At 30.8% G+C, this 15,094-nt stretch carries 13 protein-coding genes; all 13 read left to right on the top strand.

Annotation, left to right across the window (positions count from 1 at the left end; all coding sequences use genetic code 11):
- The first annotated feature begins 82 nt into the window (after nucleotides 1-82).
- Nucleotides 83-1,138 (top strand): aldose epimerase family protein, encoded by a 1,056-nt coding sequence (locus tag VJY38_RS07570; RefSeq protein ID WP_353680083.1) that lies wholly within the window; start codon nucleotides 83-85, stop codon nucleotides 1,136-1,138.
- Nucleotides 1,139-1,162: 24 nt separating this feature from the next.
- On the top strand, nucleotides 1,163-2,917 hold the full coding sequence (locus VJY38_RS07575; protein WP_353680084.1) for a sodium:solute symporter: 1,755 nt from the start codon (nucleotides 1,163-1,165) through the stop codon (nucleotides 2,915-2,917).
- Between the two features lie 14 nt (nucleotides 2,918-2,931).
- Nucleotides 2,932-4,635, top strand: a complete 1,704-nt coding sequence (locus VJY38_RS07580) for a ribulokinase (RefSeq protein WP_353680085.1) — start codon at nucleotides 2,932-2,934, stop codon at nucleotides 4,633-4,635.
- A gap of 4 nt (nucleotides 4,636-4,639) precedes the next feature.
- Nucleotides 4,640-5,341: an L-ribulose-5-phosphate 4-epimerase gene (locus VJY38_RS07585; protein WP_353680086.1), complete on the top strand. Its 702-nt coding sequence runs from the start codon at nucleotides 4,640-4,642 to the stop codon at nucleotides 5,339-5,341.
- A gap of 9 nt (nucleotides 5,342-5,350) precedes the next feature.
- Complete coding sequence (araA, locus tag VJY38_RS07590; protein ID WP_353680087.1) at nucleotides 5,351-6,847, top strand: L-arabinose isomerase; 1,497 nt, start codon at nucleotides 5,351-5,353, stop codon at nucleotides 6,845-6,847.
- Nucleotides 6,844-7,431, top strand: a complete 588-nt coding sequence (locus tag VJY38_RS07595; protein ID WP_353680088.1) for an HAD family hydrolase — start codon at nucleotides 6,844-6,846, stop codon at nucleotides 7,429-7,431. The genes araA and VJY38_RS07595 overlap by 4 nt, the downstream gene beginning before the upstream one ends.
- 308 nt (nucleotides 7,432-7,739) lie before the next feature.
- A complete protein-coding gene (locus tag VJY38_RS07600) occupies nucleotides 7,740-7,892 on the top strand; it encodes a hypothetical protein (RefSeq protein ID WP_353680089.1) in 153 nt (50 codons plus the stop codon).
- A 46-nt stretch (nucleotides 7,893-7,938) separates the two neighbouring features.
- A complete protein-coding gene (locus VJY38_RS07605; RefSeq protein WP_353680090.1) occupies nucleotides 7,939-8,793 on the top strand; it encodes a T9SS type A sorting domain-containing protein in 855 nt (284 codons plus the stop codon).
- Nucleotides 8,794-8,879: 86 nt separating this feature from the next.
- A complete protein-coding gene (locus tag VJY38_RS07610) occupies nucleotides 8,880-10,418 on the top strand; it encodes a right-handed parallel beta-helix repeat-containing protein (protein WP_353680091.1) in 1,539 nt (512 codons plus the stop codon).
- Between the two features lie 17 nt (nucleotides 10,419-10,435).
- Nucleotides 10,436-12,322: a pectate lyase family protein gene (locus VJY38_RS07615; RefSeq protein WP_353680092.1), complete on the top strand. Its 1,887-nt coding sequence runs from the start codon at nucleotides 10,436-10,438 to the stop codon at nucleotides 12,320-12,322.
- Nucleotides 12,323-12,823: 501 nt separating this feature from the next.
- Nucleotides 12,824-13,531 (top strand): CRISPR-associated endoribonuclease Cas6, encoded by a 708-nt coding sequence (cas6, locus tag VJY38_RS07620; protein WP_353680093.1) that lies wholly within the window; start codon nucleotides 12,824-12,826, stop codon nucleotides 13,529-13,531.
- Nucleotides 13,528-14,601, top strand: coding sequence for a hypothetical protein (locus tag VJY38_RS07625; protein ID WP_353680094.1), 1,074 nt, complete (start codon nucleotides 13,528-13,530; stop codon nucleotides 14,599-14,601). Before cas6 ends, VJY38_RS07625 begins: the two co-directional genes overlap by 4 nt.
- The gene (locus tag VJY38_RS07630; protein WP_353680095.1) at nucleotides 14,598-15,092 is read left to right on the top strand and encodes a hypothetical protein; all 495 of its coding nucleotides are present in this window, start codon (nucleotides 14,598-14,600) and stop codon (nucleotides 15,090-15,092) included. Before VJY38_RS07625 ends, VJY38_RS07630 begins: the two co-directional genes overlap by 4 nt.
- Nucleotides 15,093-15,094: the final 2 nt, after the last annotated feature.

The raw sequence follows: 15,094 nt of genomic DNA on the forward strand, positions 1-15,094 counted from the left end.
CAATATGATTAAAAAAATTATATTACTAATTTTTCTTGCACCTCTTTTAATTACATGTCAAACAAGCAATACGAGGACTAAAATGATTGAGAAAAAACTATTTGGAGTTCTTCCATCAGGTGAAGAAGTTTATATGTATACCTTAAAGAACAAAAATGGAATGGAAGTTAAAATTATTAACTATGGAGCAACAATTGTATCACTTACCGCTCCAGATAAAAATGGTAAATACGAAGATGTTGTAATGGGCTATGATAAATTAGAAGATTATATTAATGGCAGCTCATATTTTGGATGTATAGTTGGGCGTTATGGTAATAGAATTAATAAAGGTAAATTCCAGCTTGATGGCAAAGAATATCAATTAACAATTAATGATGGTGAAAATCATCTTCATGGTGGAACAATTGGTTTTAATAAAGTTTTATGGACTGCGGAACCAATTTATTCTGATACGTTGCAAGCAATCAAATTAACTTATCTAAGTAAAGATGGAGAGCAGGGTTATCCTGGCAATTTAAATATTGAAGTAACTTATTCTTTAACTGATGACAATGAACTTATAATTGATTATTCAGCAACAACAGATAAACCTACTATAGTTAATCCAACACATCATTCATATTTCAATCTAAGTGGTTCATTTGAAAATACAATTTTAGATCATGAATTATTTATTGATGCAGATTATATCACTCCAGTGAATAATCAACTTATTCCAACAGGTGAATTAATGAAAGTTGATGGAACTCCATTCGATTTTAAAACCTTCCATAAAATTGGAGAAAGGATAAACGAACAACATGAACAATTAATTTTTGGTAAAGGATATGATCATAACTGGGTATTAAATAATTATAATGGCAAAGTGAGAAAAGTTGCAGAATTATATGAGCCAACAAGTGGCAGATTAATGGAAGTATTAACAGATCAACCAGGAATGCAATTTTATTCTGGCAATTTCCTTAATGAAACAATTAAAGGAAAGAAGGGAACAGTTTATAATTACAGAACAGGACTGTGTCTCGAAACTCAATTTTATCCCGATTCTCCAAACCATAAGAATTTTCCATCGGCAGTATTAAAGCCTGGAGAAAAATATACTCAAAGAACCATATATCATTTTAAAGTAAAATAATAATAAAAATAAATTGAGGTTCATATGGGAGTACTCAGTACACTTGATTGGCTTGCTATTGCCTTCTATTTTGCAATTATTCTTGGACTGGCATGGTGGGTTATAAAAAGACAAAAGAAAACTTCTGATGGATATTTTTTAGCAGGGAGAAGTTTGGGATGGTTTATAGTTGGTGCATCAATATTTGCTTCAAATATAGGTTCTGAGCATCTGGTTGGACTTGCAGGGTCTGGTGCAACTGATGGCGTTGCAATGGCACATTATGAATTACATGCATGGTGTCTTCTTGTTTTGGGTTGGGTTATGGTTCCTTTTTATTTACGATCTAAAGTTTTTACTATGCCAGAATTTCTTGAAAAAAGATTTTCACAAAAAGCAAGAATTGTTTTGTCTGGTATTTCATTAGTTGCATATATATTAACTAAAATTGCTGTTGGTGTTTTTGCTGGTGGCGTTGTGTTTTCTGTTCTTTTGCCTGATATAAATTTTCTTGGAATGGATAGCTTCTGGATTGGTTCCATACTTGTTATTGTTATTACTGGAATTTACACTATACTCGGTGGTATGAGTGCAGTTGCTTATACAGAAGCACTTCAAACAATAATTTTGATAATTGGTTCTGCACTTGTTACATTTTTTGGCCTTCAAGCTGTTGGAGGATGGAGCGAACTTAAAGCAATTGTAGGTCCTGAAATGTTCAACCTATGGAAACCACTTGTACCACATGGAGTTGAAGGGACATGGGAACCTGTTAAAGAAGCAGGTAGAATGGCATGGTATTTTAATGATAATTATCCATGGCTTGGAATGCTTTTCTGTGCACCTATTATTGGTTTGTGGTACTGGACAACAGATCAATATATCGTTCAGAGAGTTTTAGCTGCTCCTAACGAAACTCAAGCCCGTCGTGGTACTATAGCTGCTGCTTTTTTTAAATTACTCCCTGTTTTTATATTTATTATACCTGGTATAATTTGCTATGCTCTTGCAGTAAGCGGAAAAGTTCCAGTTATTCAAAATACTTTACTTGATGCAAATGGAAATATAATTCGTGATAATGCACAACAAGCTTTCCCATTAATGGTTGCTAATGTTTTACCAATTGGCGTTAGAGGTATTGTTGTTGCAGGTTTACTGGCTGCTTTAATGAGCTCTCTCGCAGGTGCATTTAATGCAAGTTCAACTTTATTTACTATGGATTTCTATTCTCGACTTCATCCAAATGTATCTCAAGAAAGATTGGTGTGGGTTGGTAGAATTGCTACTACTGTTATGGTTATTATTGGTTTATTATGGTTGCCTGTAATTCGTGGTGGTAAAGGCTTATATGATTATTTACAAGGTATTCAAGCTTATTTAGCACCTCCAATTTTTGTTGTTTTCTTTGCAGGTGTTTTTCATAAAAGATTGAATGCAAAAGGATGCCTTGCTGCTCTTTATACTGGTTTTATTCTTGGAATTTTTAGATTGGCAGTTGATACACCTGTAAAATTAATTAAAGGTTTCCACTATCCCGAAGGTTCATTTTTATGGATTGTAAACAATATTTTCTTCCAGTATTATAGTTTACTGATATTCATTATTAGTCTTATTGTAATGGTAGTGGTAAGTTATGCTACTGAAGAACCATCATATGAAAATCTATATGGATTGACATACGGAACTGTAACAGAGGAACATCGAAAAGAATCAAGAGCAAGCTGGAATAAATGGGATGTTATTGCATCGATAATTGTATTGCTCTGTATTCTTGGTGCTTACTTGTACTTTACAGGCTGATGTTAGAGGTTCATATGAATAAATATGTTATTGGACTGGATTTTGGAACTAATTCCTGCCGCTCTGTTATTGTTGGTGTTTCTGATGGCAGAGAACTGGCAAGTTCTGTGTTCCCATATCCATCAGGTACTGATGGAGTAATTTTAGATCCAGAAAATCCAAATCTTGCAAGACAAAATCCAAATGATTATTTACTTGGAATTGAGTATACTATTAAAAATGTGTTATTAAAAGCTAAAGATGTTGAACCAGATTTTCGTAATGAAGATGTAATTGGAATAGGTATAGATACTACAGGTAGTAGTCCAATGCCAGTTGATGAAAATGGTATTCCAATGTGTTTTAAAGAAAAATATAAAGATAATCCTAATGCTTATGTATGGTTATGGAAAGATCATACAAGTTATCTCGAAGCTGAACAAATTACGGAACTGGCTTCTAAAATTCGTCCACAATATTTATCTAAGATTGGTGGTAAATATTCTTCTGAATGGTTCTGGAGTAAAATACTTCATTGCAAAAATGTAGATCCTGAACTTTATAACGAAACTTATAGCTGGGTAGAAATTTGCGATTGGATACCAGCAGTGTTAATTGGTAAAACAAAACCAGAAGAGATTAAAAGAAGTATTTGTGCAGCGGGGCACAAAGCAATTTATAATTTACAGTGGGGAGGTTTACCAGATAGAGAATTTTTAGAAAAGCTCTCAAATGGCCTGGGTAGCTTACTTGAACGATTGTATGACAAAGCTTATACATCAGAAAATTTAGCAGGTTATCTGTCGAAAGAATGGGCTGAGAAACTTGGATTGACAGAAAATGTTGCTGTGGCTGTCGGTGCCTTCGATGCTCATATGGGGGCTGTTGGTGCTGGAATAACAGAAGAAACAATGGTCAAGATTATTGGGACAAGCACTTGTGATATAATGGTGTGGCAAAATAATAAACCTCTTAATGATATCGTTGGTGTATGTGGAATTGTTGATGGCTCGGTTATGAATGGTTATTATGGTATTGAAGCTGGACAATCAGCAGTTGGAGATATATTACTATGGTTTGTTAATTATCTTACTCCAGAAAAATATGGTTCTACTACAGAAGAAAAATTCTTAAACCTCGAAAAAGCTGCTTCTGAATTAATTCCAGGTGAATCTGGCTTACTTGCACTTGACTGGAATAATGGAAATAGAACTATTCTTGTAGATGTTCGACTATCAGGTTTATTAATTGGTCAAACTTTACATACAACACCTCATGAAATTTATAGAGCATTAATTGAAGCTACTGCCTTCGGAGCTTTGAAAATTATCGATCGAATTGAAGAGTATGGTGTTAAAATTAAAGATGTTGTTAATTGTGGTGGTCTTGCAGTTAAAAATTCACTTATGATGCAAATCTATGCCGATGTTATTGGACGACCTATGAAAATCTCTCGTAGTGAACAAACACCTGCATTAGGAGCTGCAATCTTTGCATCGGTTGCAGCAGGCAAGAAAAACGGTGGCTACGATTCTGTTAAAGAAGCTCAATCTGCTATGACAGGTATAAACAAAATTTATTATCCCAATCATGAATATCATGAAACTTATAAAAAATTATATGCACTATATTCTCAACTTCATGATTCATTTGGAACAAAAGAATGGCATGGTTCACTTTATAATGTTATGAAAGATTTATTAAATATTCGTGATGAAATAAGAACAAAAAAATCGTAAGCCTATGTTAGAACAATTAAAACAACAGGTACTCGAAGCAAATTTAGAATTATTTAAGTCTGGATTAATAATCCAGTCATTTGGTAATGTTAGTGGAATAGACCGTTCAAATGGTCTTATTGTTATTAAACCAAGTGGTGTTGATTATAATAAATTGAAAATTGATGATATGGTTGTTGTTGATCTTCAAGGTAATATTGTTGAAGGTGACAAACGTCCTTCATCAGATACTCCAACTCATATTGAATTGTATAAAGCTTTTTCTGGTATAGGTGGAATTACTCATACTCATAGTTTATATGCTACAATGTTTGCACAGGCATGCAGACAAATTCAATGCTTTGGAACAACTCATGCAGATACTTTTAATGGTCCAGTTCCTATTACTCGCTATTTGCGTAGAGAAGAAGTAGAAGTGGATTATGAAAAAAATACTGGCAAAGTTATTATTGAGAGATTTAAAACCTTGAATCCTTTAGAAATGCCTGCAGTTCTTGTAGCAGGTCATGCACCATTTACCTGGGGAAAAGATCCTATTGAATCAGTTAAAAATGCACAGACTCTTGAATATGTTGCTCAACTTGCTTTTGGTACACTTATTATAAATCCACAGTTAAAAATTCTTCCCAAGTATATAATTAAAAAACATTTTCAAAGAAAACATGGTCCAGATGCATATTATGGACAACAAAATTTTAATAAATAGGGAATTAACATGATTGATATAAAAAATTACGAAGCATGGTTTGTTACAGGGAGTCAGCATTTATATGGAGAACAAACATTAAAACAGGTTGCTGCTGATTCTCAATTAATTGTTGAAGGTCTGAATAATTCAAATAAACTTCCTGTTAAAATTATCTTTAAACCAGTTCTTACAACTCCAGATGCTATTTATAATTTATGTCTTGAAGCTAATTCAAATAAAAATTGTGTTGGCTTAATTTTCTGGATGCATACATTTTCTCCTGCTAAAATGTGGATCAATGGCTTAAATATTCTTAAAAAACCATTTGTTCATCTCCATACTCAATTTAATAGAGATATTCCATGGGATACTATTGATATGGATTTTATGAATCTTAATCAATCAGCACATGGAGATAGAGAATTTGGTTTTATATGCACAAGAATGAAAAAACAAAGGAAGGTGGTTGTTGGACACTGGCAGGATGATAAAGTTCAAACCAGATTAAATATATGGTTGCGAGCTGCTATTGCATGGCAGGATGCTCAAGGTGCTAAAATAGTTCGATTCGGTGATAATATGAGAGATGTAGCTGTAACAGAAGGAGATAAAGTCGAAGCACAGATGAAATTTGGTTATTCAGTTAATGGATATGGACTTGGAGATCTTGTAAATTATGTTAATAATGTTACTGATAATGAGATTGATAAACTTTTGAAAGAATATTCAGATAAGTATGAAATTGCTCAAAATGCATTGAAAGATGGAGATAAATATTCGAACTTGAGAGATGCAGCAAAAATTGAAATTGGTCTTAGAAATTTTTTGTATGATGGCAATTATAAAGCTTTCACAACTACATTTGAAAATTTACATGGTCTAAAACAATTACCAGGCTTGGCAGTTCAAAGACTTATGGCAGAAGGATTTGGCTTTGGTGCAGAAGGTGATTGGAAAACTGCTGCTCTTGTTAGAGCTGTAAAAGTTATGTCCACAGGTTTAAGTGGTGGAACTTCTTTTATGGAAGATTACACTTATCACTTAGAACCAGGTAATATGATGGTTTTAGGGGCACATATGCTTGAGATTTGTGAATCGCTAGCAGATGAAAAACCTAAACTGGAAATTCATCCATTAAGCATAGGTGGAAAAGATGACCCACCAAGATTAGTATTTAATGTAAAAGAAGGTGAAGCATTGAATGCATCTCTTATTGATATGGGAAATAGATTTAGAATGATTGTCAACGAAGTAAAAGTTATAAATCCTCCAAAACAACTACCTAAATTACCTGTTGCTCGAGCTTTGTGGATTCCTAAACCAGATCTCGAAGTTTCTGCAACTACATGGATCTTAGCAGGTGGAGCTCATCATACTGCTTTTACAAAAGCTATTACTTCTGAATATCTGGAAGACTTTTCTGAAATAGCTGGAATTGAATTCCTGTTGATTAACGATTCAACAAAAATTTCTGAATTTAAAAAAGAACTTCGCTGGAACGAATTCTATTATTCACAATTATGAAACAAATAGAAATTCATCCTGATGCAAAAGCATTAATATTTGATTGTGATGGAACTCTTGTTGATTCTATGCCACTTCATATGAAATCGTGGGAATATGCAATGAATATATTTAATCTGGAATTTGATTACGATTTTTTCTTTTCTAAGAAAGGTATGAAAGAAACCGACATCATAAATATACTGAGTGAAAAGTTAAGAATACCTCTTGATACTCACGAAATACTAAAAGCAAAACATAGATATTTTATGGAAAATATTTATGAAGTAAAACCAATAGACGAAGTTGTTAAAATAGTGTTAGAACATAAAAATAAATTACCGATGGCAGTTGTATCAGGTGGAATGAGAAAAATAGTTTATGAAGAATTAAATCTAATTGGTATAAAAAATTATTTTAATGTTATTTTAACAGCTGATGATAACATTAAGCCAAAACCAGCCCCAGATTTATTCCTTTCAGCCTCGCAATTATTAAATGTTAAAGCTCAGAATTGTCAGGTATTTGAAGATGGCGATTCTGGAATTCAGGCGGCATTAAAAGCTAATATGATTGTAACCGATATAAGAAATTATATAAACTAATTTACTGTCTTCCCCATGATTTCTTATTTCAAAAATAATTAATTAATAACCATAAATTTAACTTGACATTTTTAACAATTTTTGACAAGTTAAGTTAGCAATTAAGTAAACACTTACTTTATTGATAATAATTTAATTGACATGAAAATTAATAACATAATTGATTTAAAAAATTCACCTTGCAGGGTTTTATCTAAACTATCAATCGTAAATAAAAATCTTATTAATAGATTCCCACTTTTTAATAGATTATATCATAGTAATATGCTTTAATTATAATCTCTTTGAAAAAATAATAAGGAGTAAGCATGGCTAAAAACATACTATGTTATGTTTTTACCTTGGGCTATTATGGTATTAAACAATCTATTGGTGGTATTAAATTCGACATTAATTATTCTTATTCAGCAACAGAATATTTTGATGGAGTGAACCGTTTTTCTCTAAGCATTGCTTTTTAAGAAAAACATAATAATTTACTAATCATAAAACTAAATGGAGGACACAATGAAAAAACTTTTAATTATTTTTATAATTTTATTTTCTATAACTCTTTTTGCACAAGAAGCATATTGGACGGAAAATTTTGATGATGCACCTACTGATGTAGTACGAAGCTCTCCTGGACCATTAACTCCTACTCCATATACATTAACATATTCGGGAGAGTGGATTTTTCTTGGTGTATATTTAGGAGGGTCTTCTTCGTATATGTGTTCAACATCAGCTCAGAATCCACGAACGTTGAGAATGCCTAAAACTACTACTGTTCAAAGTGCTGGTATTGAACCACCTTGTTATGCGATTACACCAAAGCTGAATAGTGGTGTTGGGAAAGTTATATTCAAAGAAGGAAGAGGTGACTCTAAGAGAATCGTTGCAGTTTATAAATCTAATGATGATGGTCAAACATGGGAGTTAGTTGGGAAAACTGAGCAAGGTACTGTAAAATGTGAAGATAATGTTTTTGAAGTAAATGATGCCAATACAAATAGAATAAAATTTGCAAATGTTTCTGAAACAGGAGATGTTGATATCGATGAAGTTACAATAACAAAAGCAACAGGAACAGATTTAAATGAGACAGTTTTAATACCATCAGAATTTTATCTGGAACAAAATTATCCAAATCCATTTAATCCATCTACTACAATCTCATTTTCTATACCAAAATCAAGTTTTGTAAATTTATCGATTTATAACTCACTTGGTCAGAAAGTATCTACATTAATTTCTAAAGAAATGAATGCTGGCTATCATAGCATACTCCTTGATGCTTCAAATTTAACTTCTGGAGTTTACTTCTATAAACTTACTGCAGATAACTTTGTAAGTGTTAAAAAGATGATTCTTGCCAAATAACTTTTCATTAACCATTTAATAGACCAGCTTAATGTTTTGTAAGCTGGTCTATTTTTTTATTTGTCTATTTAAGAATGAGGAAATTAATGAGTTCATTTAATAAAATCCTGAAATCTACTTTTATATTTGTATTCATTTGTTTAATTAATATTAATGCTCAATACTATGTAGCATTAAATGGTGATGATAATAATCCTGGAACTATATCCCAGCCATTTAAAACTATAACTAAAGCAATAAGTGTGGCTCAACCTGGAGATACTATTTATGTTAGGGGTGGTAATTATAAATTAACATCTACTATAAGTATTGGTTCTTCAAAATCTGGAACTGAATCAAAAAGATATTATCTGTTTGCTTATCCAGGAGAACGACCTGTTCTGGATTTTTCTTCTATGAGTGTTAGTAGTAGTAATAGAGGAATAAGTCTTAGAGCAAATTACTGGTATGTAAAAGGAATTGATATTAAAGGTGCTGGCGATAATGGAATGGAAATAAGTGGTGGTTCATATAATATTATAGAAAATTGTTCTTTTTATGAAAATCGAGACTCTGGTTTGCAACTGAGTAACGGAGCTTCGAATAATAAAATTATAAATTGCGATTCATATTACAATGCAGATCCTGGTGAAGGCAATGCAGATGGTTTTGCTCCTAAACTTACTGTTGGTTCAAACAATTATTTTTATGGATGTCGTGCCTGGCAAAATTCTGATGACGGCTGGGATGGTTATTTGAGAGGGGCTGATAATGTTACAACTATCTTAGAAAATTGCTGGACATTCCTTAATGGTTACAGAAAAGATGGTACTATAGGTTCAGGAAATGGTAATGGTTTTAAAATGGGCGGAGGCGATAATAGTAATAGTCTAAATCTTATGCATCATTTTATCTTAAAAAATTGTCTTGCTTTTAATAACAAAGTCAAAGGTTTTGATCAGAATAATAATGCAGGTTCGATGACTTTATTAAATTGCACTGGTTATGGTAATAAATCTGCTAACTATCGCATAACTCGACAAATTAATGCTGGTCAACAACTCATTGTGAAAAATTGTATATCATTAAATGGTTCTGTAGAACTTGGAAGTTTTGCTATTCAGGAAAAAAATAGCTGGCTTAGTCCATTTAAAATTTCTGAAGCAGATTTTATTAGTTTAGATGCATCACCTGCTACAGCACCACGTAAACCTGATGGTAGCTTACCTGACATTGATTTTTTGCATTTGAATTCTAATAGCCAATTTATAGATGCAGGAGTGGATGTAGGATTACAGTATTATGGAAATGCTCCTGACTTAGGTGCTTTTGAATGGCAACCACTTTCAAATATTTCTGAATCAAATCAAACTATTGAAAAAGAATTTTATCTTTATCAAAATTTTCCCAATCCATTTAATCCATCAACTACAATTACTTTTTATTTGTCATCATCTTCTAATGTAAAAATTGATGTTTATAATATCCTGGGAGAAAAAGTTGCTTCACTAATTGATTCATTTTATGATGCTGGTCAATATTCAATTACTTGGAATGCTGACGAAAGTTTACAAAGCGGTGTTTATTTTATTAAAATGAATTCTTATAACTCATCAAAAATAGTAAAGGCTTTATTTTTAAAATAAATATTTGGAATAGAATTATGACCAAATTCAAATCTCTAATACTTATTTCAATTTTTATTTCATATAATTTATTAGCTCAAAATGAAGTCATAATTCAAGAAAATGAATTAGGCTTTTGTTCTGTTGATGGAACAATAGCTACAAGTGTTACTGGTTATACAGGGAAGGGTTATGCAGATACAGATTTAGGAATTGGTAAAAGTATTAGCTGGCAAATTAATGTTCTTAAAGAAGGAACTTTTTCATTTATATGGAGATATGCTGTAAGTGGTAACACTCAAGAAAGAAATGCAAAGTTATTGATTAATGGTAACGTTGTTGTTGATACAGTTTATTTTCCCAGAACAGGTGATCAATGGAATTCGTGGAAAGAATCTAATCCAGTCCAGGTTAATTTAAAAACTGGCTATCATAAAATAAGATTAGAATCATATTCTCCAAATGGTTTGGGTAATTATGATTACTTTAAAATTATTGGAGATGGAATTGAACCTGCTCAATGTACGCCTTCTTATATTCTAACTGTTAAAAGTAATAATGATGATTGGGGTACTGTTGAATATTCTCCTGTTCAAAATTATTATGATGAAGGAACAATTGTAACACTTAAAGCTCATCCAAAACCAGGATATTTTTTTGAAAGCTGGCTGGGCGAAGAAACAAGTGCAGATTCAATTTTTACATTTGTAATAAAAAGTAATGTAAATGCTGTTGCAAGATTTTTACCACTGGGAATAAAAGCAGATACTAATTTAATTGGATATGCAACAATTCAGGATGATAAAGGTACTCCATTTATGGTTATTGGTGGAGCACTGGGCGATACAGTTATTGCAAATAATTTAGAAGATTTAAAAAACTATTTAAGTAGTGAAAAACCTTATGTTGTAAAATTTAGTGGAAAAATTGAAGGTAGTGATGTTATCCAGATAAATTCAGATAAAACTTTGCTGGGTTATGGAAATCAAGCTTACTTGAAAGGAATTGAATTATCCATTAATAATGCAAGAAATGTAATAATAAAAAACATAACTGTTTCTCATGTAACTCCACAAGATGCAGTTGAAATCAATGGTAAATCAAAAAATATCTGGATTGATCATTGTGAATTTTTCTCCGATAGAGAACATGGTGTTGATTATTATGATGGCTTGCTCGATATTAAAAATGCATCTTCGTTTATAACAGTTTCATGGTGTAACTTTCATGATCATTACAAAACAATACTTATTAGCTCTGGCGACGAACAATATGCTGATACTGTTATTCGTGTTACATTTCATCATAATTATTTTTATAACTGTGAATCACGACTTCCAAGTATAAGATTTGGTAAAGCACACATTTTTAATAATTATTATAAAAATTGTAACACTGCAATTAATACCAGAATGGGTGCATGTGTTCGTGTTGAAAACAATTATTTTGAAAATGTCGGGAAAGCAGTTTTCTCAGATTATAGTTCAATACCTGGTGCAGGATTCTTATTGAATAACTATCTTGGTAGTAGCAGTATTTATCCAGTTGCAGGTTGCAATCTTGATGTTCCATATGATTACCAGAAATTTTTAGACGAACCAGAAATATTGCCAGAATTAATTCCTGCTAATGTTAAAACAAAAGTTGAAAACAATGTATTGCCACAGGAATTTTTTATTGGGAATTATCCTAATCCTTTTAATTCAGAAACAAAAATTATTTTAAAACTGCCAGTAACTTCAGATGTTAAATTAATAGTTTATAATTTGCTGGGACAAAAATTAATCACATTGATTGATCAAAAATTAAATGAAGGAAATTATGATTTTAAATGGAATGCTGTGAACATGACATCTGGAATTTATTTTTATCAATTAATTACAAACAATACAATTAAAACAGGTAAAATGATATTAATGAAATAGTAATAAAATTCACGTAAAGAAAATATTAGTTTACTTTAATTCATTGACTGTAACTAAAGTCAATTTGTTTTTAGTTTTTTATTTACGTGTCTTAAGTCTGCAATTGTTTTTATATTTTTTTTATTTCAGTCAACTTTATTCAACTGATTAAAAATTCAGTAAAAGAAAATTTTGCAATCATTTCTGTTTGTCAAGTAAGTTTAGCTTACTAATAATTATTCTAACTTTACTACGTTTTATTATTTAATTATCCAGACGAATAATATTAATATCAAAAAAATTTTCTTTACAAAAGCTTAACGAATTATTATTTTCCTTCTAAAATTATTATTGATAGTTCTTAAACTATAATGAATTTCAGAGGGTGCAATAACTTTTTAGCAATCATATCAATATCAGATAATTGCTAAATAATATGTAATAAAATTGTAAATCCTGCCAGATATTTAAGAATAAGGTTCTTGAGTTTATAAATTTTATTACAAACAATATGGGGGCAATGTGAGACTCACTTTCGATTTTGAAATAAGTCCCACTACAATTCCCAAAAACTACAATCGGGGCTTTATTTCATTAATAAAATATTTAATTCAAAGTAAAAGCGAATTACTTTATCATTACTATTATGATAAAAAAAGATTAAAGCCATTTACATTTAGTGTATATTTCCCGCAATTAAATGGAATGGATAGCGATAAAATTAATGCTGGTAACATTGCATATCTAAACTTTTCCTCTTCTGATTTATTCCTTTTATCTTCTATTTACAATAGTTTTAGAGAAATTAAAGAGCACAGGTGGCAACAGAATGGTAATGAAATATACTTTAAGCCTATCAAAGTGAAATTAAATCCTCACAAAAAAATCAATAAAGATATTGCAACATTTAAAACACTTTCGCCAGTACTTATAAATAACATTGGGGATTCACACAAATTTTTATTACCAGGCGAAGACGGCTTTATAGAGGGACTTGAATTTGCGGTTCGTCAATGTGCAAAAGAATTTTTGAATTACGAAGAGAAATTCCCATTAGAATTCGAAATAGGTAAATGGGGTAGAGAAGTAGTATATGTTTATCAAAAAATGCCATCTGTCAATGGAATTTTTGTTATAAAATCACTCCCGGAAATTTTACAAATGATATATGACATTGGATTGGGAGTTCATCGTTCACAAGGATTTGGAATGCTGGAGGTGATAAAATGAATACAAATACAATTACACTTTATCCATCAAACTGGCTTTACAATGCTGGGGTGATAGGGATTGCATCATATTATCCAGACTACATTTCTTTTGAAAACTGTATGATTTGTATAGATAAAAATCTTTTCACAAATATTTCGTTTGATAATTACTTTGAAAAGAACAAAGTCATTAATTTAACTGGAAATAATCTTTATTATCCCAATTTCATTGATTCTAAAGGAAATCAGAAAAATATTTTCAGTGAATTTATTACAAGATTTAATTATTTAGAAAATTCTGGTTGCTGTCATATTTGTGCTAATCCATATTATTTAAATGATGAGAAATATTTTGAAATTGAAAAAATGGGTAATGCAGCAAAAATGTTTTTGAACAAGATAAAATACTTCGATATGTATTTTAACAAATTGTTAGGACCTTCAAAATCCAAATTTCCAAATGGTTTCTGGAATATGAATGAGAGTCTTGAAGTCTGTCATTTATGTAGTTTTATTTTAATTCATCACCATCTTGCATTTACAAATCTATCGGATAAAACACAATTATTTATTAACGCTCCTTCATTTAAGTTGATGTATGAGCTTAATCGTATTGTTAAAGCACTTTATCAATCAGAACCAAACGATGCACCTAAAAAACGGAGAGAAATTGTTGCGAATTCAATAATCGAATATGCTCATAAAATATCATTTACTTTCAGTAAATGGACTTCAATGAATATTGAAATTATATCAAAAAAATCGGATGATATAAATTATTATACATTCCCGTATAATGTAGCAGTTATTATATCTGATAGAGATATTGCAAATCTTTTAAGAGATATTGGGGAGACTAACATTTTAACAATCATTTTAGAGCAGAGATATAATGAATTAATTGATATTGCACATAAAATTTTTAGAGTTTGTCTAAAAAATCCAGAAAAGTTTTTGAAAAATGATAGAAATATTCTGAGAGATTTTATAAAGATTGAAAGAAATCTAAATAGACCTTTGGAGTTTGCAAACAAATTACTCAAACTTTATTCTATAATAGTAGAAAAATTAAAAGGAGTAGGAGTATGACCCTAGAAGAACTTAATCAAAAAGTTTCTACTGGTGAATTTTCATACCATGATTTTGAAACTTATTACAAAAATTTACAAAATGAATTTGGGGAATTTCAAAAGACTCTTGAAGAAGCTTTCAATATCACTCGTAATGATAAAACAAATTTTCAGAGATTGTTGAGAATAGTATCAGGAAAAAACTCTTCAGAGATAATTGAGAGCTTAAAAAAACTTGGTTATAAATATCGTAAAGGCAAGAATCAGATACTTCAAGAAGCTTTTTCAAATATGGGTTATCGATTACTTGAACAAACAAGGGCTTGTAAAAGAGACGATGTTTATTATAGTCTGTTAAGGATATTTATTTCAGCTAAAGAAAATTTTCCTCTCATCCTGGTAGAAGCATTTAAGTCATATTATTCTGATGCATTATTTAAAATATTTATCTTTTCTTTTTTAAGTGGAATACTCGGTCAAGAAGAAGAATCATATAATAAGGAGAATTAAAT

The organism is Rosettibacter firmus, from assembly GCF_036860695.1.
Lineage (GTDB): Bacteria > Bacteroidota > Ignavibacteria > Ignavibacteriales > Melioribacteraceae > Rosettibacter > Rosettibacter firmus.